Here is a 20,958-nt window from a genome sequence, read left to right as displayed (position 1 = left end):
GGTTCGCGCGAGCAGGCAGGACAGAGGGTTTCGAATGAAGAGCGCGCAGCTGACGCCGGGGCCAAGACAAAGTTCAAGACATTTGTCACGGCGACGATGAAGCGGCGGGCCTTGAAACCCAAAAAGTCAAAAGCAGAAAGGTCGCGATGAAGGGCCGCGGCTGGCGGACCGCTCGGCAGGGAGCTCGTTATTTGCAGCCCGGGCGGAATCACGCGCAGTCGCCCGCCGTTCCTCCGTGGTGTCCATGAACGCAATTTTCCCAAAAAATGTGATTGATCAGGAAGAACTTTCGCTCTTCATCGGCGAAATCTACGATGCCGCGATCGATGCCTCGCGATGGCGCTCCGTGCTCGCCAAAGCCGCGAAGTTCATCGGCGGCTCGTCAGCGGCGCTGTTTTCAAAGGATGCGGCCGGCGGGGCAGGGAATATCTACCACGAGTTCGGTACCGATCCTCAGTATCGGCAGCTCTACTTCGACAAGTATGCAAAGCTCGATCCTGCGACGACCGGTCATTTCTTTGCCGAGGTCGAACAGCCGATCTCGGTGACGGATCTGATGCCCTATCACGAATTTCTCGAGACGCGTTTTTATCGCGAGTGGGTGCAGCCGCAGGGCGTCGTCGATTTCCTCGCTGCCGTGCTCGACAAATCCCTGACCAGCGTGGCGATGTTCGGCGTCTTTCGCCACGAGCGCGACGGACTTGTCGACGAAGAGGCGCGCCAGCGAATCCGCCTGATCATTCCGCATATTCGCCGCGCGGTGCTTGTCTCGAAAGCGATCGATCTCAAGACGACGGAAGCCGCGACCTTTGCCGACACGCTCGACGGCCTGAGCGCAGGGATGTGTCTGCTCGACGCGGAGGGGCGCGTCGTTCATGCCAACGTTGCCGGCCGCACCATTCTCGGCATGAATGACTTTCTTTCGGAATCGGGCGGGCATATCTCGGCGCGCGATCGCGACATCGAGAAGGCCTTGCGCGAACTGCTCTCGGCCGCCGGCGGCGGAGATGCCGCCATTGGAATCGAGGGCATCGATCTGCCCCTGAGAGCGCAGGACGGGACGCGCTACGTGGCGCACGTGCTGCCGTTGACGTCGGGCGCGCGCCGCCTTGCGGGAACCGCCTATTCGGCAGTTGCGGCGTTGTTCGTTCGCAAATCGGCGATCGAGGTTCCATCGCCGCCGGAAGTCATCGCGCGAGCCTACCACCTGACGCCGACCGAACTGCGGGTATTGCTCGCGATCGTGGAAGTCGGCCGGGTTCCGGAAGTCGCGGTCGCACTCGGTGTTGCCGAAAGCACCGTCAAGACGCATCTCGGCCACCTGTTCGAGAAGACCGGCGTCACGCGTCAGGCCGATCTCGTGAAGATCGTCGCGGGTTTCTCTACGCCATTGAGCGGCTAACGTCCGGCGGTAGCGATCCGTTCGTCACGCCCGGCAAGGGCAGTGCGGTCGGCGGCGTCGGCTTCGACGACCGCCTGACGCCCAACGTGTCGCTGTATGGCGCGTTCGAAGGCATGATGATGTCCGACGAGAGCAAGGTCGGTTCCGCCAGAGGCGGCGTCAAGGTCGCGTTCTGAGATGCGGCGCGTCGAGCGCAGCGACGCGTACCATTATTCAATGGCGTCGTTGCGGGCGAGGGCGTACGCTCCCGCATGCGGGAAATTCTGCTGATCGCGCCACCTGCATCATCCTGCGTGAGGGAAAGTCGCGGTAACCGCGACTGCGGTGGCTCCGCCGAGGGAGGACCCAATGTACGCCGCTATTCGTCAGGGCAAGGCAAAAACCGGTATGGCCGAGGAACTGGCTCGCAGGATCAAAGAAGGCGCCATTCCGATCATCAGCGATGTCGAAGGCTTCATGGCCTATTATGTGGTATATGCGCCAGACGACACCGTGACGGCGATCAGCATTTTCAACAATCACGCGGGCGCGGAGGAGTCGAACCGACGCGGGCTCGCCTGGATAGAACAGGAACTCGCGCCTCTGATGATCGGGCCGGCGACAGCGGTCGCCGGGCCGGTGATCGTGCATACGCTGGCTTAGGTCACTCCCAAGGTCTTGCACATTACTGGGTTGCGGCGGCGCGCCTTCAGCTCTGCGTGTCCTCGAGCATCCGCTGCAGCGTAAACAGAAGCGCGGTGCGCTCGGCGGGATTCAGCGCGCCGAACGTCTGTTCGGTGATCTCTCGCGCATGAGGAATCATTTTCTCGAGCAAATCCGAGCCGTCGGAGGTCAATGATACGATGACTTTCCTGCCGTCGTCGGAGTCCTTGGAAAGCGTGATAAGGCTGCGCGCCTTCAAACGCTCGATGATTCCCCGGATCGTTGCCTGATCCACACCGGTCGCCTTCACAAGTTCGCCCTGCGACTGCGGACCCGCATCCCGTAGAGCGCAAAGCGTGGAGAACTGAACGCTCGTCAGTTGGTCATCGCACGAATTTGCCTGGAATATTGCGAGATGACGCTGATACGCGCGCCGCAGCAGAAATCCGACCTGCTCGGAAAATATGTAGCCTGGCTCCGAGCCCTCCGCTCGCTCACTCTCTTCCGCCTCGTCCATCCAGGCAGGGCCCTCCCTCGTGGCCGCTCGATTCAACCCTGAATCGACAGGATATGACTACGAACTTGCCCCACCTCGAAGCAAGTCGCTTGTCGCAGTTGCGCGCAGCCTTAGGCGAAGAGCCGGGCGTGGCGAGCGCGGAGGGTGCGGGGTTTCCGGCCTCTTTGCGCAGACCATTGTTGGCCATTTAAGTGTATACACTATTATTTTTATCGATCCGGTACTCTGGTCAATGATGATCTCCCAGAATAAACGTATAATTTGCTGAAAAAAGAGTAAGTTTAATAGGAATGGCGGGCCAAAGGCCATTTCTCCCTTTCCTCTTGCGATCCAAACAATAGTGTGTACGTTACATATCAACGCTAACAGAGCGATCCGTTCGGGCCGGACAACACGGGAGCGCATTGACCGATGAAAACCCCACGCATTGCCATTGTCGGCGCTGGATTAGGCGGCGCCTGCACGGCCTCCCTGCTTCAGAAGGCCGGCTTCCATGTGGATGTCTTCGAGCAGGCGCCGGTTTTTTCCCGTCTCGGAGCGGGCATCCACATGGGCCCCAACGTCATGAAAATCTTTCGCCGCATGGGGATCGAGGACGCTGCCGTCGACATGGGCTCGAAGCCCGATTTCTGGATGAGTCGCGACGGCGTCACTGGAGATTACCTCTCGCGCATTCCGCTCGGCGAGTTCGCGCTGCGCGAATATGGCGCGGCCTACATCACGATCCACCGGGGCGATCTGCACGCGCTCCAGATTTCGACATTGCAGCCCGGGACTCTGCACTTCGGCAAACACCTCACCAACGTCGTCGACGATGGATCGGGCATCGACCTCTTCTTCCAGGACGGCGCGCGCTTCCGGGCGGATATCGTCATCGGTGCCGACGGCATCAATTCGTGCGTCCGCGAAGCGCTGCTGGGTCCCGAGAAGCCGAACTACAGCGGATGGGTGGCGCACCGCGCCCTGATCCAAGGCTCCGACCTGAAGCGCTTCAATGCCGAGTTCGAGCCGTGCGTGAAATGGTGGACGAAAGACCGGCATATGATGGTCTACTTCACCACGTCCAGTCGCGACGAATACTATTTCGTAACCGGCGTGCCGCACCCGGCCTGGGATTTCCAGGGCCCTTCGGTCCCATCCAGTCAGGAGGAAATGCGGGAGGCCTTTGCCGGCTACCACCCGATCGTGCAAACCCTGATCGACTGCACCACCGATATTTCCAAGTGGCCGCTGCTCAACCGCAATCCCCTGCCGCTCTGGAGCCGCGGACGAATGGCGCTTCTCGGCGATGCCTGCCACCCGATGAAGCCGCATATGGCGCAAGGCGGCGCCATGGCGATCGAGGACGGCGCGATGCTGACGCGCTGCCTCGTTGAAACCGGTCTGCAAGACTACACCACCGCGTTCAAACTCTACGAGGCGAACCGGCGTGAGCGCGCATCGCGGGTGCAGGGGGTCTCGAACGCCAATACCTGGCTGCGCACGCCGGAGGATCCGGCCTGGGTCTTCGCGTACGACATCTACGCCGAGCCGTTGCAGAGCGGTATGGCGGCATGACGGCGATGCGGCCCACCGGCGGGAACGTCAGCACGAATGGCACCCGCACACATGTCCTCAGGTACCGCGGCCCAGGTGCGCCGCTGCTGCTCGTGCCCGGCATCACCAGCCCCGCGATCACCTGGGGTTTTGTCGCGGAGCGCCTGGCGCAGGTCTTCGACACCTTTGTCGTGGACGTTCGCGGCCGCGGTCTCTCGTCCAGCGGGCCCGGTCTCGACTACGGTCTCGATGCCATGGCGGACGATCTCTCGACCCTGATTGCGGCACTGAAGGTCGAAAACGTCACCGTTCTCGGACACTCGATGGGAGCGCGGATCGCGATCCGTGCCGCCGTCAGGGACGCGAGCAGTATGGCCCGTCTCGTTCTTGTCGATCCACCCGTCTCCGGTCCTGGACGTCGGCCGTACCCGGCCAAGCTCTCTTGGTATCTCGACTCGATCAGGCTTGCGGTTGAAGGGATGGACGCCGACGCCATGCGTGCGTTCTGCCCGACCTGGTCCGAGGAGCAACTTGGGCTCCGCGCAGAGTGGCTCCACACCTGCTTCGAACCGGCCATCGTTGCCGCCTTCGAGGGCTTTCACACCGACGACATCCACAAGGATCTGCGGCAACTCGCCCTGCCGGTCGCGCTGATGATCGCAGGCCGTGGCGGCGTGATCGAGGCTGCGGACGAGGCCGAGATCGCCGCGCTTAACCCGGCAATTCGCACGACGCGTGTTTCCGATGCCGGTCACATGATCCCGTGGGACGATTTCGACGGCTTCTTTCAGGCTCTCGACGTCCTTCTGGGAACCTCGTTTGGGAGAAGCGCTGCATGACGACGAAGACTTACCGGATCGGCCAGATCGTGCCGAGCTCCAACGTCACCATGGAGACCGAGATTCCGGCGATGCTGGCGGCCCGTCAGCTCATCAAGCCCGAACGTTTCGTTTTCCATTCGGCGCGCATGCGGATGAAGCACGTAACGAAAGAGGAGCTCGCCGCGATGGACGGTCAGTCCGACCGTTGCGCGTTGGAGCTCTCGGATGCGCGTGTCGATGTCCTCGGCTACGCCTGCCTCGTCGCGATAATGTCGATGGGCCCCGGCTATCATCGCGAAAGCCGGTCGCGACTGGAGAGCGTAACGGCCGCCAACGGCGCGCCGGCGCCAGTAATCACCAGCGCGGGCGCTCTGGTCGAGGCACTGGAGGTGATGAAGGCGAAGCGCATCGCCGTTGTCGCGCCTTATATGAAACCGCTGACCAAGCTCGTGATCGACTATATCGAGGCCGAGGGCGTCGAGGTCGTGACGCACAAGGCACTGGAGATCTCCGACAACCTCAAGGTCGCCGAGCACGATCCGGCCAGGTTGCCGGGCATCGTCGCCGGACTCGATACATCGAACGTTGACGCCATCGTGCTTTCGGCCTGTGTCCAGATGCCTTCGCTGGCGAGCGTCGCGAAGGTCGAGGCCCTGACAGGCAAGCCGACCTTAACTGCGGCCATCGCCACCACCTACATGATGCTGAAGGCGCTCGACCTCGAGCCGGTCGCGCCCGGTGCGGGCGCGCTCCTCTCCGGCGCGTACTGAGAGGGCCCGATGAGCGCGGCTGCGGCGGAGAACTACCGAGGCGTCTGGGGCAAGCGCATCGGCTTCGGCTTGAGGCCCGCGATCCTCGTCATCGATTTCATGAAGGCCTACACCACGCCAAACGCTGCGCTCTTCGCGCCCGGCGTGATCGAAGCGGTCGCACGGACGCCGCTGCTTCTCGATGCGGCGCATCGTAAAGGCATCCCCGTCGTCCACACCCACATCCTCTATCGTGCGTCGGACTACCTCGATGGCGGCGTTTGGCTGAAAAAGTCGCCGGTGATGGCTGCTTTGGTGCCAGACAGCCCGCTCGCCGAGTTCTGTGACGGTGTCGAGCCGGCGCCTGGCGAACTTGTCATCACCAAGCAGTATGCCAGCGCATTCTTCGGCACCAGCCTTGCGCCAACGCTTCATTCGCAAGGAATTGACACCGTTGTTCTCAGCGGATGCTCGACGAGCGGTTGCATCCGCGCGAGCGCCGTCGATGCGGTTCAGCACGGGTTTCGCACAATCGTCGTGCGGGACTGCGTCGGCGATCGCCATGAGGGGCCGCACGAGGCCAACCTGTTCGATATCGACGCCAAATATGGAGACGTTTTGTCTCTCGACGAGACTCTCGCCCATCTGAGGCGCCTCACTCCGTGAGGGGCCTCGTCGAAACATCCGACCAACGCGACATGCTTTAGTTCAAGGAGAAAGAGAATGGACCAGTTCAGCTTTACCGAGATCTGCCTGCATCAGCTGAAGATGTCGGGTGTCCATGAAGGCGAGAAGCTCGTGGTTCTCACTCAGGGCAATGAGCGTCTCGACTACGCTGACGCTTTCATGGCCGCCGGTCAGCGCCTCGGCGCGAAGATGTATCACATGCGGCTGCCGGTCGCGCCGCCTGCCGCCGGCTGGGCGGTAGGCAAGACCGGCCTCGCGGCGTTGCCCGACGCGGTCGAGGCGCTAAAGGCCGCTGACATGCTGATCGATTGCATCTTCCTGCTATTCTCGCCCGAACAGATGGCGATCCAGGCCGCAGGCACCCGCATCCTGACGGCCGTCGAGCCACCGGCGCTCCTGGCCCGAATGCTGCCAAACAAGGAGCTTCGCGAAAGAGTAGAGATCGCCGGTCAGATCCTGTCGAAGGCAAAAGTGATGCGCATCACCTCGCCGCACGGCACCGACGTTACCTACAAGCTCAATACCTATCCCGCAGTGACCGAATACGCTTGCACCGATCAGCCGGGCCGCTGGGACCATTGGCCTTCAGGTTTCGTATTTACCGGCGGAGACGATGACGGCGTGGATGGCACGATCGTGGTCGCGCCAGGCGACATTCTGCTGCCGCAGAATCTCTATGTGCGCGATCCGATCACATATCGGATTGAGAAGGGCTGGATCACCGACATTCGCGGCGGCCTCGATGCCGAGCTGGTCAAATCCTACATGGCCGGCTTCAACGACCCACGCGGGATGGGCATGAGTCATGTCGGCTGGGGCCTAAACCCCGACGCGAAATGGCACGGCATGGTGCCAGGGGAGTTCCCCGGCGGAATGGGCATGGAGCCGCGCTCGTTTTACGGCAACGTGATGTTCTCTACCGGTCCGAACAACGAACTCGGCGGCCCGAACGATACGGCCTGCCATCTCGACATTCCCATGCGGGGCTGTTCGCTCTTTCTTGACGACGAGCCGATCGTTCTCGACGGTGATATCGCGGTGGAAGAAATGAAGGTGGCAGATCGCTGACGGGAATTGTTTCTTCCTGATCCCCCCGCTCGGTCATCTGAAATGAAGGTTCGTCGTACATGCAGTGTGCGGATGACTACTGAGCATCAAGAACGCTCCTGGCCTCGAAAGCGCCGGTCGCATCTCACCATAAATAGCGATATCACTGCATTTCATTAGGCGTCAGCCCAGAAAGACCGCAAAAATGATGCGACGTACGCAGGACTTTGCCGAAAACTTTGCCTTGATACATAGCGTATGCACTAATACTGTGGACGGTAACTGAGACAAACTTGCAGACTGCAAAGCGGCAGCCGTCCGAAAGACAACGGCCATGACACACGCAGACAGCATTGCGATTGCCTGCACGTGCTTTGCAGGACGGGCCGCAGCACAAGGAAGGACATGACGTGCATCGAATCGTCGCCGATCCGCCGTTCGCCCGAGTGCCGTTCTGAGGACTCATTCCACGCACCACCACCCGCCTTCATGCAAACCGGAGTCAAATATCATGTACGATAAGTTCGCCGCTCTACGGTTGATCGACAATTGGATGGCGGAGGATGTCGGCTTTTTCGATCTGACAGCCCAAATAATGATCGATCCCGCGTCCACAGCGACATTCTATATGAACGCTCGCGAGCCGATGACCGTCGCAGGCATCGATGTGGCTGCCGCCGTGTTCACGCGCTATGAGCCGGGCAGCAAGGTGCAGGTGCGTGTCGCCGACGGGCAGGTCGTTGAAAAAGGCGCCGTCCTCCTTGTCGTGAGCGGTCCGGCGCAAGCTCTGCTCACAGCCGAGCGGACCGCGCTGAACATCGTGCAGCGCCTGTCCGGAATCGCGACGGAAACCGCCAAATACGTTTCGGCCATCGCGCATACCAAGGCACGCCTGCTCGACACGCGGAAAACCACGCCAGGCCTGCGTATGCTCGAGAAACACGCGGCCGCTTGCGGCGGCGCTCTCAATCATCGCCTGGGCCTCGACAATGGGGTGATGCTAAAGGACAACCATATCGCAGTGTGCGGAAGCATCGCCAATGCCGTGCGCATTGCGAAAGCGAAGGTGCCGGCACTTACCAAGATCGAGGTGGAGTGCGATCGTCTCGACCAGGTCCGTGAAGCCCTCGAAGCGGGCGCCGACGTCCTCATGCTCGACAACATGAGTGTGGCAGACATGAAAACGGCAGTAGAACTCGTTCGAGGCCGGGCGCAGCTTGAAGCTTCCGGCGGCATCCGCCTCGATACCATCAGGGCCATTGCCGAAACCGGCGTGGATTTTATCTCCACCAGCCGTCCTCTGCAGTCGGCTCCCGCTGTCGATATCGGCCTCGACGACAAGCTCTGAGTGCGAGGCAACCTCGATGCAGGCCGGAATCCTTTTCTATATCGTCGGAGCCAGCGGCGTCGGGAAGGACACGCTGGTCACCGAGGCCATGCGTCAGTTGCGGGGAACGCACCGCTATGTCCAGGCTCGCCGCGTTATCACGCGGCCAGCAGGAAATGGTGAGGATCACGAGCCGGTCGACGACGCCGAGTTCGACGCGCGAATTTCAAAGGGAGCGTTTCTTCACACATGGGCGGCACATGGCCTGCGCTACGGTCTGCCCTTGTCGATCGCCGATGATCTGCGCGCCGGTCGCAACGTGATCGCCAACGGCTCGCGTGCCGCCATTCCCGAGGTTTCCGAAGACCTGGGCCGCTTGGTGGTCATCGAAATCACCGCGCCACGGGAAGTGTTGCGAGAGCGCATTACCTCGCGGGGCCGCGAGACGGCGGTAGAAGTGGAGGAGCGGCTCACACGCGCGGTGCCGCCATTATCCGATAACGTCGAGAGGGTGCTCGTCGTCAACGACTCGACGGTCGAAGAGGGGGCCGGCCGGCTTGTTTCGGCGCTTGAACTTCACGCGTCACGTTTTGCGATCCGCAAACTGCCGATTTCGAGTGCGTCTGGTCATATCGCCTATCTTCCCGAGGATAGCCGCATTGTTGAAGCAAAAGCCTATGCAGACGTCGGGCGGATTGACATTGCCGGCACGGGCGCCAGCGTTCGGGCCGCAGTCAATATTGTTGGTCCGGGTTTGTTGAGCCAGGACGAACTCGGCCTTTCTCGCGAGGCCTTTGAAGCGCTGGGGCTGAGGGAAGGTGCTCTGGTTTCCATTCAGCGAACGCCTTCGCCGTCCAGCCGGCGCCTGCTTCAGCGGAAGATTGCGGGCGAACGTCTGGGCGAACAGGAGTACGGTATCCTGTTTCGCGACATCGTCGACGGCTGCTATCCCGAAAGCGAAACGGCCGCCTTCCTGGTCAAGATGCTGCAGACGCTGGACGAGGCGGAGGTCGTCAGCGTGGCAAAGGCGCGATGCCAGTTCATGCAGCGCATCGACTGGGGCGACTCCATTGTCGTGGACAAGCATTCGCTGGGCGGCATCCCCGGCAGTCGCATTACGTTGATCGTCGTGCCCATCGTCGCCGCACATGGTCTGCTGATGCCGAAAACTTCCTCGCGTGCCATCACGTCGGCCTCCGGGACAGCCGATGTTATGGAAGCGATTTGCCGGATAGATTTGAACGCCGCCGAAGTTTACCGGGTCGTCAAGGACGTTCGCGGTTGTATCGCCTGGAATGGGCGGCTGAACCATTCGGTGTTGGACGACGTCGTAAATTCGATTGCGCGACCATTGGACGTCAACAACAACTACTGGTCCGTCGCCTCCATCCTGTCGAAGAAATGGACTGCGGGATCGACCCACGTCGTTGTGGACATGCCGTACGGTCCTCGCGCGAAGCTGAAGTCCTTGCAGGAGGCCAATGAGTTAGGTCGCGTGTTCGAATTTGTCGGAAGCGGCCTCGGTCTCACGGTGCGCGCCAAGGCTACAGACGGCAGCCGACCCATAGGCCGGGGGATCGGACCGGCACTGGAATTCCGTGACGTCTGCATGGTCTTGGACAACCATCCGGATGCCGTGCCCGATCTGAGAGAAAAGGCGCTCGTTTTCGCAGCCGAAATTCTCAGCTTCGATCCGGCCATTGGTTCGGTGGAAAAGGGACGCGCGGTGGCGGAGAAGCTTCTGATATCCGGCGCTGCACGTGCGCGATTTGATGCGATCGTCGACGCTCAGGGCCGCGTTCCCAAAGCCGAGCAGGGGCCCTTGCACCATACGGTGCACGCTCCGTTCCGCGCCCGGGTTCTGGACATTGATGGATGGCACCTGGCAGGTGTAGCGCGGCGGGCCGGTGCGCCTTTCGACAAGGGCGCAGGCATCGACTTGCTGGTCCGGGTCGGTGACGAGGTTCTACCGGGCGCTCCGCTCTATACGATTTATGCTTCCGCCGCCGGCGACTTCGAGGCGGCGGTGACAATGTCCGGGTTGGACATGGGAATTACACTCAACCAGAAGACTGCCGTCGCATCGGCGTAAGCGCGCTTCCCGCGCGATGCTTGGTAGTCGGTGCAACGCAGTCCTGTCGGAGATCGCGGCGAAAAAGAAAATCAAACTGGGACTTGGTGCACGACTGTTTCATGGCAGCTTGAGGAAGGGGACTAGATGTTCAGGAGTGCAAATAATCTGAGATGGAAGATCGTCACGTTGCTGGTTGCGCCTATCACCTTCGTGATGACACTCGACCGCGCAGCGATGACGATCGCCGCGCCGACGATTCAGGCGGAGTTCGGCCTGTCGATCGTCGAGATGTCGCTGATCTTGACCGTCTATTTCTGGACCTATGCGCTGGGCCAGGTGCCTGCCGGGCGGATGGCGGAAAGCAAGGGTTCGCGCAAGGTGTTGTTCAGTACCAGCGTGCTCTGGTCGCTGATGATGATTGTCACGCCGCTTGGTTCAACCTTCGCCTGGCTGTTCGGCTGCCGGGCGATATTAGGCGGCGCGCAATCGGCCGACTGGTCGAGCGGCATCGTGGCGGTCAAGCGCTGGTTTCCCCGCAACGAGCGGGCGAGCGGCAGTTCGATCGTGCTCGGCGGTTTGTATCTTGGCCCGATCGTTGCGGCGCCGCTGACGACCTGGACCATCCTGAATTTCGGATGGCATATCGTATTCTACGGGTTCGGCGCACTTGGCCTGCTGCTCGGTGTGGTCTGGTGGTTCGGTTATCGCGACAATCCGCGGGACCATCCCCTGATTACGGAACAGGAGGTGGCCTATATCGCCGAAGGCCAGCCTGAAGAGGTTGCGCCGCCGGCTGGTGCTTTCCTGCGCAGCTTCAGCAAACCGCGGTTCTGGCTCTTCGGCATCCAGTATTTCCTCCTGGTATTGATCCAGAGTTTCTATACGACCTGGCTGCCGACATATTTGACGAATGCCCGTGGGTTGTCATTACAAGCGATGGGAATGTACGCGTCGCTGCCATGGGTTGCCGTGTTCATTGCCGTGTTCGTTGCCGGCAGGGTCTGTGATCTCATTCTGAAGCGGACAGGTTCCGTCTACTGGGCGCGTACGCCGGTGGCGATGGCCGGCTTCATCATCAGCGCGGCTGCGTTGATAGGTGCGTCGCGTGCCGCGGAAATGCCGGTCGTGATAGCGCTTTTGTGCGTGTCGTTTGCGGCGGTCGGTTTCGTGCAGGTGGTGGTCTGGTCGGCGGCGCAGGATCTCGGCAAAACGCTCACGGGGGTGATGTCGGGTTGGACCAACGTTTGGGGTGCGCTTTCGAACGTGGCCGGACCGGTTGTGGTCGCGTTCACCGTCAAGGTGACGGGGAGTTGGACGAGCGGCCTGTTCCTGATTGCGACGGCTGCGGCGTTCGGGGCGATCGTGTGGCTCTTTCTCCACCCGGAGAGGCCACTCGAGGACGAAGTCGCGGCTCCGGCGTCGCCCAAGGATGGGGCGATCTCCCACGAGAGTTTGGCGGCGGCCGGCCAGACTGTGTCCAGAGCAAGTTAGTCCCTTGGCGCGCCTTCATTGCCTTGAAGCCAGGCCGGTCAGTTGATGCGGTCGAGCTTGCGCAACACTGCTCCGCAAGGAAAGCGGCGCAGAAGATCGACCGTGACGATATCGAAGTCGGCTAACGCTCCAGCGCTAGCGGCAATGAATTGGTTTCGACTTCGCCGAGTACCGAGGTCAGTAAGCCGTTTTGGTGGCGTTTTGCGAAAATGTCGGGGGTTCAAGTCGCTCCTCCCGCCATCAACCGTACGATTTCTGCGCCAGCCAATGATCTCCTGCGATCTAGTGCACTCGTTGGGGCACAGCAGTAAAGAACAAGAGCCTCTCGCAGTAGCAAATGATTCACGTGGTTCGCTTTTGGATCCGAAGCTATAGCCTGCGATGTTCGACGTGCGGATCTTTCGCGAGCCGCTCGGCGGCGGTCTGTCGTTTATCGTCGATGTCTGACTTACGGCTGGTGCCGGCGGGTGATCGCGACCTGGGCTGCCTGGGTATAAAGGCTCGACACCAGCTCAAGATGCGAGCCCGCCGCCTCGGACTTGTCCGTCCAGCCCTCCAGCGCTTCCAGCATCGGCGGCAACGTGGTGGCGCGCAGCTCGGCATAGGCCTCGGTGACGGAGCGGCCCGTCGCGGTCGCGCGGTAACGCGTTTCCTTGCGCGATGACGAGCCCTCGGTCTCGATCAGGCCGGCCTTCACCAGCTTTCGCGTGGCGTATTGCAGGTTGGGAACGTCGACGCGGTTGAGCAACTGGCCGATCTCGGAAAGCCGCTTCGGCTCGTCGCCCATCCGCACCACGTTGAGCACGGCGACATCGTCGCCGGTCAGCGGCACGTCGCACACCGCGGCAAAACACGCGGCCTTCCAGCGGTAATAGGCCTGCGCCAGCCGCTCCAATCTGAATTCGAATTCCGACAGCCGCCGCTCGGTCTCGGTGCGCGCCAAATGCCAGGAGCCCGGCCGCTCGTTGGTGCCCGGCTGTTGTTTTGGCTTGATCGCCCCGCCGGCTCGCTTCGCTGCAGCCTTTCGCGTCTTCCTCAACATCGTCTCCGATTCCGTCTTCGCTCACGGCCTAGGCAGGCCGTGCCCAATCTATGCTATTTACAAGTTTGATTCTTACATTAAAAATTCAATTAATAAAGCATGATGAAAAGGCAGAGGCCTCTAGTGGTCCGATCCTAACATTCGCATCCCTTCTCAGCGGGCAGTCTTGCGAATGTTAGAATCATAGGACCACTAGCAAACATAAGATCCTAGTGGAGTTTAGGATTTGACATTCGCTTTACGGACTCGCGGCCAGGCGGGTAGCGAATGTCAAATCCACTCCACTAGCTTGTGCAGATGGGGCCTGTGCAGACAGATCATGCGATGCGCGTCGAACGATGCGGCATGAGGGAAGGCTCAAGGGACTTCAGTAAAGAGAGGGATTTCAATGGCGGGACAATGGATCGACATCGCTGCCAAGGACGGCGGCACGTTCAAGGCTTATCTCACCATTCCCGCATCCGGCTCGGGTCCCGGCATTCTGCTGCTGCAGGAGATCTTCGGCGTCAACAAGTCGATGCGCGAGGTCGCCGACTACTACGCTGAAGAGGGTTATGTCGTACTGGCGCCCGACCTGTTTTGGCGGCTCGAGCCCGGCATCGAGCTCGGCTATTCCGAAGCGGATTTCAACAAGGCGTTCGGCTACTATCAGCGCTTCGATGCCAACCAGTCGATCAAGGATGCCGATGATGCGCTGAAAGTGCTGCGCGCGCGGCCCGAATGCAAAGGCAAGGTCGGCGCGCTCGGCTTCTGCCTCGGCGGCAAGCTTGCGTATCTCGTCGCCGCGCGTGCCGATGTGGATTGCGCGGTCAGTTATTACGGGGTCGGCATCGAGGCCGATCTTGTGGAAGCGGGCAACGTCAAGGGGCCGATGGTCTTTCATTTTGCCGAGCTCGATCGTTTTGCGCCGGCCGAGGCGCGCGAGCAGATCAAGGGCGCGTTCAAGGGACGCTCCGACGTCGAGTTCTATCTCTATCCCGGCTGCGACCATGCCTTTGCCGCGCCGGAGCGCGCCAGCTTCAACAAGCCTGCGACGCTGATGGCGCATTCGCGTTCGATCGCGCTGTTCCGCAAGGTATTGGGACCGCATTACGATCTCTCGGCGCTGTGGGATCGGCATACCGAGCTCGAATTCGGCGTGCGTTCGGCGGAACAGACCATGACGACCATGGTCGCCGAGCCCTATGTCAATCATATCCCGACCATGACGGGCGGCGTCGGCTATCGCGATCTCCTGCGCTTCTACAAAAATCACTTCATTCCGAAGACGCCGAAAGACACCAAGCTTGTGCCGATCTCGCGCACCATCGGTGCCGACCGCATTGTCGACGAGATGCTGTTCTGTTTCACCCACGATATCGAGATCGACTGGATGTTGCCCGGCGTGGCGCCAACCGGAAAATATGTCGAGATTCCGCTGATCGCGATCGTGCGGTTCCGCGGCGACAAGCTCTACAACGAGCACATCTTCTGGGATCAGGCTTCGGTCCTGGTCCAGATCGGATTGCTCGACCCGAAGAAACTTCCGGTCGCCGGTATCGAGACGGCGAAGAAACTGGTCGACGAGTCCTTGGCGTCGAACACACTGATGTCCCGCTGGTCCGAGAGCGCCGGCAAATAATCGAAACCAGTCGGCAGCGCGGCTTTGCGCAAGTATTTAGGGAAATTTGGCTCATAGCGTTGGGGTAATGAACATGATGTCATCTCTGTCTCGTCGTTCGGTCCTGCAACTCGCCGGTGGCGCAGCCGCGCTGCCGTTCGCTTCCAGTCTGCCCGGTGATGGTGCGGCACATGCCGCGGCACCCGGAACGCTGACCATCGCTTACAATGTTAATCTGCCGTCGTTCGACCCGACCGTCGGGTTGTCCGCGGTCAATCCGACGATCCAGTCGATCTATCAATCGGTGTTCGATCCCTATGTCGGCCAGGCCGCGGATCTTTCGTTCAAGCCCGGCCTGCTGACCAAATGGGGCTGGAACGACGACCGTAGCAAGATCACGCTGGAATTGCGCAAGGGCGCAACCTGGCACGATGGTTCGCCGGTCACCGCCGAGGACGTGGTGTGGTCGTTGCAGCGCGCCGCCGATCCCAAGAGCGGCAATCCGATCCAATTCGTCTGGTCCAAGGTCGGCAACTACAAAATCGATGGAAATACCATCACCGGCGACGTGCTGGAGTTCGAACCGACGCTGTTCAAGTGGATGGCGTTCCTCACCGCCTACGTCCTGCCGAAGGCCTACTACGAGAAGGTCGGAGCAGAAGGATTCGAGAAGGCGCCGATCGGATCGGGGCCGTACAAGGTCGATGCGTTCGAGCGCAACGCGTTCCTGCGGCTGAAGGCGCATTCCGGATACTGGGGGCCGAAGCCGGCCTTCGAGACCGTGGTGTTCAAGTTCATCACCGATCCCACCAGCCGGGTCGCGGAAATGGAATCGGGCGGCTCTGACCTGACGTTTGAAATTCCTTACGAGGAGTTCGATCGGCTGAAAAGCAAGCCCGGCCTGGTCGGCCAGACCAAGCCGGTGTCCGATATCGCGATGATCTTCCTCACCGACATCGATCCGATGCTCGACCGCAACGTCCGCCTGGCGGCGAACCATGCGATCGACAAGAAGGCGATCGTCGACCGGCTGCTGAAGGGTTATGGCGTCCCGATCTCGACTCTGGAAGCGCCGGGCTATGCCGCCTTCGATCCCTCGATCAAGGTTTCCTACGATCCTGAACTGGCGAAGAGTCTGCTCGCCAAGAGCGGCTACTCTCCCGACAAGCCGGTCAAGTTCACGATCCAGACCACGCGCGGCTTCAAGCCGAAAGATTACGAGATGATCCAGGCGATCGTCGGAATGTGGCGCAAGGTCGGCATCGATGCCACCATCGAGGTCTACGAAATCGCCAAGCATTTCGAACTGCGCGCGCGCCATGCGCTGGCGCCGGCCGCCTTCTACAATTGGGGCAACGCGATCGGCGACCCCTCGACCTCGACCGGCTTTGCCATGTTCGGCCCGTCGCCGCACTGTGCGTGGAAAGGCAAGGACCTCGTCGAGCGTATCGGGCCGTTGTGGGGCGAAAAGGACGAGGCCAAGCGGATCGCGGGCTACAAGGCGGTGGACAAATACATCGCCGAGGAAGGCGAGGTGATTCCGCTGTTCCAGTATGTGCAGCCGATCATCCACAAAAAGGGCTTGAAGGTTGTGGCACAATCCAGCGGCATGATCCTTCCGCAATTCATCACGCCCGCTTAAGGGAGCTGCGTAGCGATGCGATGGGGCGAGATCACCAGGCGACTCGTCCTCGTCCCACCCACTTTGTTCGGTGTGGCGGTCATCGTATTCGTGCTGCTGCGCGTCGTGCCCGGCGATCCCATCGCGATGATGATCCCGCCCGGCGCGTCGGAAGCCGACATCGTCAGGCTGCGCGCCCTCTATGGCCTCGACCAGCCGATCGTGCACCAATTCGCGACCTGGCTCGGCCAGGTCGCAAGCGGTGATTTCGGCCGATCGATCAGCATACGCCAGGGCGTGCTCGACCTGATGCTGACGCGTCTGCCGGCCACGATTGAGCTTTCGCTGCTGGCGGCATTGATTGCTGTTTCGATCGGCGTGTTGACCGCGCTTGCCGGCATCCTCTCGCGCGGCCGCCGCGCCGAGTGGGCCGTCGACGGCGCGGTCGGCGTGCTGCTTGCGATTCCGGATTTTCTCTGGGCACTGATCCTCTTGCTTCTGTTCGGTGTGCTGATCCCGTGGCTGCCGATCTCCGGCCGTATCGATCCGCAGGTCGAGATCGATCTTCGCAGCAACTTTTATCTGATCGAAAGCTTGCTGACCGGCCGCTTCGATATAGCCTTCGCCCTGTTGCACCACATGATCCTGCCGGCGCTGGCGCTGGCGTTACCGTTCGCGGCGATCATCGCGCGCCTTCTGAAAGCGTCGCTGGCTGAGGCCGAGGACCAGGACTACGCCCAGATTGCGCGGGCTCGGGGCTATTCGCGGCCGGCCATCCTGCTCCACGAAGTCTTTCCCAACGCGCTGATCCCGACGGTTGCGCTCGGCGGCGTGCAGGTGACGCTGCTGCTCGGCGGCACCGTGCTGGTCGAGCGTATCTTCTCCTACGAGGGCATCGGCAACATGGCGATCGATGCCGTGATCAATCGCGACTTTCCGCTGATCCAGGGGCTGGTTTTGACGTTCGCGGTCATGTTCATCGCGCTCAACCTCTTTGTTGATCTCGTTGTGGCACTGCTCGATCCGAGGCTGCGCCATGGCTGAGATCGCGGTCACGCCGTTTGCCACGCCGCCTTCGCGAACCATCGCCGGGTTGAAGCGCGGCGGTGCGCGTCTGTGGATCGGTGCGGCCCTGGTGGCGCTGTTGGTGTTGACCGCGCTGCTTGCACCGATGATGGCGCCGCACGATCCGCTCGAACAGGATCTGTTGTCGGCGCAACTGCCGCCGACGTGGATGCAGGGCGGCGACCCGGCCTACATCCTCGGCACCGACAGCCTTGGCCGCTGCGTGCTGTCGCGGCTGGTCTATTCCGCGCGAACGGCGGTCATGGTGGCCCTGATCGCGGCGTCGCTCGCGGCCCTGATCGGCGTCGCGCTCGGCCTCTTCGCCGGCAGTTTTGGCGGTTGGGTCGATCAGTTGATCTCGCGGCTGATCGACGTCTGGATGTCGTTTCCGCCGGTGCTGCTGTCGATCGTGCTGGCGGCGGTGATCGGCGCCGGTTTGACCTCGGTCATCGTCGCAATTGTCGTGATCGACTGGACCCGCTTTGCCCGCGTGGTGCGTGCCGAAACCATGGTGCAGTTGACGCGTGACTATGCCTCCGCCGCGCGCGCGATCGGCTTGAGCCGCGCCAGGGTGCTGTGGCTGGAAATCCTGCCCAACCTGGTTCCGCTGCTGGTCACTTTGCTGGCGGTCGAGATGGGAATTGCGATCCTCGTCGAGGTGATCCTGTCCTTTGTCGGAATCTCAGTCGCGGTTGACACCCCGACCTGGGGAAGCATGATCGCGGAAGGACGCCAGATCGTCTATCAGGCACCCTGGATCATGGCGTTGCCGATCGGCTGCATCATCGCAAGCGTGATCGGCCTCAACCTGCTCGGCGACGGTCTGCGGCTTGCGCTCGATCCGGTGCAACGCTCATGACCGCCACGCTCGCTGTCGAAGGTCTGAAGGTTGCGATTGGCGACACCAATGTGTTGCGCGGGATCAGCCTCGATGTTGAACCGGGCGAAGTTCGCGGGCTGGTTGGTGAATCCGGCGCCGGCAAATCCATGCTGGGCCGCGCGGTGCTTGGGCTCTTGCCGGCGAACGCGACCATCATATCCGGCCATATCGCTTTCGAGGGCAGCGATCTTCTGCAAATGCGTGAGGCGGAGCGGCGCGACCTTCTCGGGCGCCGTATCGCGCTGATTCCGCAGGATCCGATGACGTCGCTCAATCCGGTAAAGCGCGTCGGTGCGCAGATCGGCAGCCTGTTGCGGCATCATCTGGGCCTGTCGAAGCGTGCCGCGGTCGTCCGTGCGACCGAGCTCCTGACCGAGGTCGCGATCCGGGAGCCGGAGCGGGTGCTGTCGCTCTATCCCCACGAGATTTCCGGCGGCATGCGGCAGCGCGTGCTGATCGCAATGGCGTTTGCGTGCGATCCATCGCTTGTCATTGCGGACGAGCCGACCACCGCCCTCGATGTGACCGTGCAGCGTCAGGTGCTTCAGCTTGTCGAGCGGCTGCGCCGCAGCCACGGCAGCGCCGTGCTGTTCATCACCCATGACCTCGGCGTGGTCGCCAAGATCTGCCGCAGCGTGAGCGTGCTGCATGCGGGCCGCGTGCTCGAAGAGGGCGAAACGGCGGACGTATTGATGCGCCCGCGCCATGCCTATACGCGGGCGCTGCTGGCGGCGACGCCACGGGCCGACCGGCCGGCAGAGACGTTGCGCCCGGTGCCGCCCGCCTTGATCGAGCAATTGTGGTCGGAGGCGCGCAGGCTCGACCGGTCGGGCACGGCGGGGCCGGCATGAGCGATATTCTGGTTCGCACCGATGGTCTCCGTTTTGGGTATCCGCAGAACAATGGCCTGTTTCGCAAAGCCGGCCTGCGTGAGGTGATCAAAGGCGTCGATCTCGCGGTGCCGCGTGGATCGGTGCTCGGCCTTGTCGGTGAATCCGGCTCCGGCAAGACCACGCTCGGCCGCCTGCTGGTTCGGCTGCTTCAGCCGACCGCCGGCGGCATCCAGTTCGATGGGGTCGAGATTGGCGCGCTCAAAGATGCGGAGCTGCGCCCGTTGCGCGCGCGCATCCAGATGATTTTCCAGGACCCGCAATCCTCGCTCAATCCGCGGCTGCGGCTTGGCACCACGCTGACGCGACCGTTGAGCGCGCACGGGCGGCTGAAGGGAAAACGAGACCAGCGTGAGCGCGCGGCGGCACTGCTTGATCTCGTCGGCCTGCCGACCGGGTTCGCCGACCGTTATCCGCACGAACTCTCTGGCGGTCAGCGCCAACGCGCCGGTATCGCCAGGGCGCTCGCGCTCGAGCCGGATTTCATCGTCGCCGACGAGATCGTGTCGGGCCTCGACGTTTCGACCCAGGCGCACATTCTGTTGCTTTTGAAGGAATTGCGCGCCCGGCTTGGCCTCACCATGGTTTTCATCAGTCATGACCTCTCGCTGGTACGGGTGCTCTGCGACGATGTCGCGATCCTCTACCATGGCGAGGTCGTCGAATATGGACCGGTCGCGCGTGTGTTCGACACCCCGCAGCATGCCTATACACGGCAATTGCTCGCCGCGATTCCATTGCCTGACGTCGAGCCGGGTTGGCTCGATGATTCACCTCCGGTTATCAGCCAACAGCAGCAAGGATCAGCCGCATGACCGAGACCATCAAGGGTTCCGTCGTTCTCATCACCGGCGCCACCGGCGCGATCGCGCAGGCGCTTATCGCCGAACTCAAAGCCAGGGGAGCCGCCAAGATCTATGCGGCGGCGCGCGATCTCTCCGGTCTCGCGGCATCCGATCACCTGATACCGATCAAGATGGACGTCACCAACGACGGGGAGGTGGCGAAAGCCGCGGACATGGCGGGCGACGTCACGTTGCTGATCAACAATGCCGGCATCAATTACAACACGTCGTTCATGACGGCGCCGGATATCGCAATCGCGCGCGAGGAGATCGAGATCAACTATCTCGCGCCGTTACGAGTGACAAAGGCTTTTGCGCCGGTGCTGATCAAGAACAAGGGCGCGGTGCTCAACCTCCTGACCATTCTGTCGCGGGTCAGCTTACCGTTTATGGGTTCCTATTGCGCGTCCAAGGCGGCCGGTCTCAGCCTGACGCAGGGCCTGCGTGGCGAGCTGACCCCAAAGGGCGTGCGCATTGTCGCCGCGATGCCCGGCGCCATCGACACCCACATGACGGCGATGCTGACCATCCCGAAGATGACTACCGCCGAGGCGGCCAGGGAAATCTTCGACGGTTTCGAGGCGGGCGAAGAGGAGATTTACGTCGGCGAGATGGCGCGCGGGCTGGCCCAGGGCCTGGCCCACGATCCCAAGGGGGTCGAACGGCAACTCGCTTCGCCCGGCTAAAACCCCCATCGAATTCAATTGTCGCGAACGAAAGGG

The 20,958-nt window shown here is 61.7% G+C and carries 19 protein-coding genes; 17 read left to right on the top strand and 2 right to left on the bottom strand.

What is annotated here, in order from left to right; genetic code table 11:
- The first annotated feature begins 244 nt into the window (after window positions 1-244).
- Window positions 245-1,402, top strand: coding sequence for a helix-turn-helix transcriptional regulator (locus tag BUA38_RS00890; RefSeq protein WP_072816006.1), 1,158 nt, complete (start codon window positions 245-247; stop codon window positions 1,400-1,402).
- Between the two features lie 348 nt (window positions 1,403-1,750).
- Window positions 1,751-2,044, top strand: coding sequence for an antibiotic biosynthesis monooxygenase (locus BUA38_RS00885; protein ID WP_072816004.1), 294 nt, complete (start codon window positions 1,751-1,753; stop codon window positions 2,042-2,044).
- Between the two features lie 46 nt (window positions 2,045-2,090).
- Here BUA38_RS00885 and BUA38_RS00880 read toward each other — a convergent pair whose 3' ends face one another.
- Window positions 2,091-2,561, bottom strand: a complete 471-nt coding sequence (locus BUA38_RS00880; protein ID WP_072816002.1) for a MarR family winged helix-turn-helix transcriptional regulator — start codon at window positions 2,559-2,561, stop codon at window positions 2,091-2,093.
- A gap of 411 nt (window positions 2,562-2,972) precedes the next feature.
- Here BUA38_RS00880 and BUA38_RS00875 point away from each other — a divergent pair, with 411 nt between their 5' ends.
- From BUA38_RS00875 to BUA38_RS00840, 8 genes are all read left to right on the top strand, one after another.
- Window positions 2,973-4,118 carry an FAD-dependent monooxygenase gene (locus tag BUA38_RS00875; RefSeq protein ID WP_072816000.1) on the top strand — a complete coding sequence of 382 codons (1,146 nt, stop codon included), beginning with the start codon at window positions 2,973-2,975 and terminating at the stop codon, window positions 4,116-4,118.
- Window positions 4,115-4,936, top strand: a complete 822-nt coding sequence (locus BUA38_RS00870) for an alpha/beta fold hydrolase (protein WP_072815998.1) — start codon at window positions 4,115-4,117, stop codon at window positions 4,934-4,936. Before BUA38_RS00875 ends, BUA38_RS00870 begins: the two co-directional genes overlap by 4 nt.
- The gene (locus BUA38_RS00865) at window positions 4,933-5,688 is read left to right on the top strand and encodes a maleate cis-trans isomerase family protein (protein WP_072815995.1); all 756 of its coding nucleotides are present in this window, start codon (window positions 4,933-4,935) and stop codon (window positions 5,686-5,688) included. Before BUA38_RS00870 ends, BUA38_RS00865 begins: the two co-directional genes overlap by 4 nt.
- A gap of 9 nt (window positions 5,689-5,697) precedes the next feature.
- On the top strand, window positions 5,698-6,333 hold the full coding sequence (locus BUA38_RS00860) for an N-carbamoylsarcosine amidohydrolase (RefSeq protein WP_072815993.1): 636 nt from the start codon (window positions 5,698-5,700) through the stop codon (window positions 6,331-6,333).
- Between the two features lie 57 nt (window positions 6,334-6,390).
- Complete coding sequence (locus BUA38_RS00855) at window positions 6,391-7,422, top strand: leucyl aminopeptidase (protein ID WP_072815992.1); 1,032 nt, start codon at window positions 6,391-6,393, stop codon at window positions 7,420-7,422.
- A 532-nt stretch (window positions 7,423-7,954) separates the two neighbouring features.
- Window positions 7,955-8,749 (top strand): carboxylating nicotinate-nucleotide diphosphorylase, encoded by a 795-nt coding sequence (gene nadC, locus BUA38_RS00850; RefSeq protein WP_197685901.1) that lies wholly within the window; start codon window positions 7,955-7,957, stop codon window positions 8,747-8,749.
- A 16-nt stretch (window positions 8,750-8,765) separates the two neighbouring features.
- Window positions 8,766-10,820 carry a phosphonate metabolism protein/1,5-bisphosphokinase (PRPP-forming) PhnN gene (phnN, locus tag BUA38_RS00845; protein WP_072815987.1) on the top strand — a complete coding sequence of 685 codons (2,055 nt, stop codon included), beginning with the start codon at window positions 8,766-8,768 and terminating at the stop codon, window positions 10,818-10,820.
- 126 nt (window positions 10,821-10,946) lie between these two features.
- Window positions 10,947-12,293 carry an MFS transporter gene (locus tag BUA38_RS00840; protein ID WP_072815984.1) on the top strand — a complete coding sequence of 449 codons (1,347 nt, stop codon included), beginning with the start codon at window positions 10,947-10,949 and terminating at the stop codon, window positions 12,291-12,293.
- A gap of 448 nt (window positions 12,294-12,741) precedes the next feature.
- Here BUA38_RS00840 and BUA38_RS00835 read toward each other — a convergent pair whose 3' ends face one another.
- Entirely contained in the window at window positions 12,742-13,335 is a 594-nt protein-coding gene (locus BUA38_RS00835) for a helix-turn-helix domain-containing protein (RefSeq protein WP_083587389.1), read from the bottom strand.
- 388 nt (window positions 13,336-13,723) lie between these two features.
- Between BUA38_RS00835 and BUA38_RS00830 the strand changes: the two genes are divergently transcribed.
- The 7 genes from BUA38_RS00830 (at window position 13,724) to BUA38_RS00800 (ending at window position 20,922) form a co-directional block, all read left to right on the top strand.
- Window positions 13,724-14,956, top strand: a complete 1,233-nt coding sequence (locus tag BUA38_RS00830) for a dienelactone hydrolase family protein (RefSeq protein WP_072815982.1) — start codon at window positions 13,724-13,726, stop codon at window positions 14,954-14,956.
- Between the two features lie 76 nt (window positions 14,957-15,032).
- The gene (locus tag BUA38_RS00825; RefSeq protein ID WP_072825699.1) at window positions 15,033-16,577 is read left to right on the top strand and encodes an ABC transporter substrate-binding protein; all 1,545 of its coding nucleotides are present in this window, start codon (window positions 15,033-15,035) and stop codon (window positions 16,575-16,577) included.
- Window positions 16,578-16,592: 15 nt separating this feature from the next.
- Window positions 16,593-17,600, top strand: a complete 1,008-nt coding sequence (locus BUA38_RS00820; RefSeq protein ID WP_072815980.1) for an ABC transporter permease — start codon at window positions 16,593-16,595, stop codon at window positions 17,598-17,600.
- A complete protein-coding gene (locus BUA38_RS00815) occupies window positions 17,593-18,480 on the top strand; it encodes an ABC transporter permease (RefSeq protein ID WP_072815978.1) in 888 nt (295 codons plus the stop codon). Before BUA38_RS00820 ends, BUA38_RS00815 begins: the two co-directional genes overlap by 8 nt.
- Window positions 18,477-19,352 (top strand): ABC transporter ATP-binding protein, encoded by an 876-nt coding sequence (locus BUA38_RS00810; RefSeq protein WP_072815976.1) that lies wholly within the window; start codon window positions 18,477-18,479, stop codon window positions 19,350-19,352. The genes BUA38_RS00815 and BUA38_RS00810 overlap by 4 nt, the downstream gene beginning before the upstream one ends.
- Window positions 19,349-20,206, top strand: coding sequence for an ATP-binding cassette domain-containing protein (locus BUA38_RS00805; protein WP_072825697.1), 858 nt, complete (start codon window positions 19,349-19,351; stop codon window positions 20,204-20,206). Before BUA38_RS00810 ends, BUA38_RS00805 begins: the two co-directional genes overlap by 4 nt.
- On the top strand, window positions 20,203-20,922 hold the full coding sequence (locus BUA38_RS00800; protein WP_072815974.1) for an SDR family oxidoreductase: 720 nt from the start codon (window positions 20,203-20,205) through the stop codon (window positions 20,920-20,922). Before BUA38_RS00805 ends, BUA38_RS00800 begins: the two co-directional genes overlap by 4 nt.
- The last annotated feature ends 36 nt before the right edge of the window (window positions 20,923-20,958 follow it).

It is taken from the genome of Bradyrhizobium erythrophlei, from assembly GCF_900142985.1.
Classification (GTDB): Bacteria; Pseudomonadota; Alphaproteobacteria; order Rhizobiales; family Xanthobacteraceae; genus Bradyrhizobium; species Bradyrhizobium erythrophlei_B.
This window is presented reverse-complemented; position numbering and strand designations above follow the sequence as displayed.

Bases quoted from the DNA above. Each gene is read 5' to 3' on its own strand.
- BUA38_RS00875 (WP_072816000.1), top strand. From the start codon at position 2,973: ATGAAAACCCCACGCATTGCCATTGTCGGCGCTGGATTAGGCGGCGCC.
- nadC (WP_197685901.1), top strand. From the start codon at position 7,955: ATGGCGGAGGATGTCGGCTTTTTCGATCTGACAGCCCAAATAATGATC.
- BUA38_RS00825 (WP_072825699.1), top strand. From the start codon at position 15,033: ATGTCATCTCTGTCTCGTCGTTCGGTCCTGCAACTCGCCGGTGGCGCA.
- phnN (WP_072815987.1), top strand. From the start codon at position 8,766: ATGCAGGCCGGAATCCTTTTCTATATCGTCGGAGCCAGCGGCGTCGGG.
- BUA38_RS00820 (WP_072815980.1), top strand. From the start codon at position 16,593: ATGCGATGGGGCGAGATCACCAGGCGACTCGTCCTCGTCCCACCCACT.
- BUA38_RS00870 (WP_072815998.1), top strand. From the start codon at position 4,115: ATGACGGCGATGCGGCCCACCGGCGGGAACGTCAGCACGAATGGCACC.
- BUA38_RS00840 (WP_072815984.1), top strand. From the start codon at position 10,947: ATGTTCAGGAGTGCAAATAATCTGAGATGGAAGATCGTCACGTTGCTG.
- BUA38_RS00800 (WP_072815974.1), top strand. From the start codon at position 20,203: ATGACCGAGACCATCAAGGGTTCCGTCGTTCTCATCACCGGCGCCACC.
- BUA38_RS00815 (WP_072815978.1), top strand. From the start codon at position 17,593: ATGGCTGAGATCGCGGTCACGCCGTTTGCCACGCCGCCTTCGCGAACC.
- BUA38_RS00890 (WP_072816006.1), top strand. From the start codon at position 245: ATGAACGCAATTTTCCCAAAAAATGTGATTGATCAGGAAGAACTTTCG.
- BUA38_RS00885 (WP_072816004.1), top strand. From the start codon at position 1,751: ATGTACGCCGCTATTCGTCAGGGCAAGGCAAAAACCGGTATGGCCGAG.
- BUA38_RS00880 (WP_072816002.1), bottom strand. From the start codon at position 2,561: ATGGACGAGGCGGAAGAGAGTGAGCGAGCGGAGGGCTCGGAGCCAGGC.
- BUA38_RS00860 (WP_072815993.1), top strand. From the start codon at position 5,698: ATGAGCGCGGCTGCGGCGGAGAACTACCGAGGCGTCTGGGGCAAGCGC.
- BUA38_RS00830 (WP_072815982.1), top strand. From the start codon at position 13,724: ATGGCGGGACAATGGATCGACATCGCTGCCAAGGACGGCGGCACGTTC.
- BUA38_RS00865 (WP_072815995.1), top strand. From the start codon at position 4,933: ATGACGACGAAGACTTACCGGATCGGCCAGATCGTGCCGAGCTCCAAC.
- BUA38_RS00855 (WP_072815992.1), top strand. From the start codon at position 6,391: ATGGACCAGTTCAGCTTTACCGAGATCTGCCTGCATCAGCTGAAGATG.
- BUA38_RS00805 (WP_072825697.1), top strand. From the start codon at position 19,349: ATGAGCGATATTCTGGTTCGCACCGATGGTCTCCGTTTTGGGTATCCG.
- BUA38_RS00835 (WP_083587389.1), bottom strand. From the start codon at position 13,335: ATGTTGAGGAAGACGCGAAAGGCTGCAGCGAAGCGAGCCGGCGGGGCG.
- BUA38_RS00810 (WP_072815976.1), top strand. From the start codon at position 18,477: ATGACCGCCACGCTCGCTGTCGAAGGTCTGAAGGTTGCGATTGGCGAC.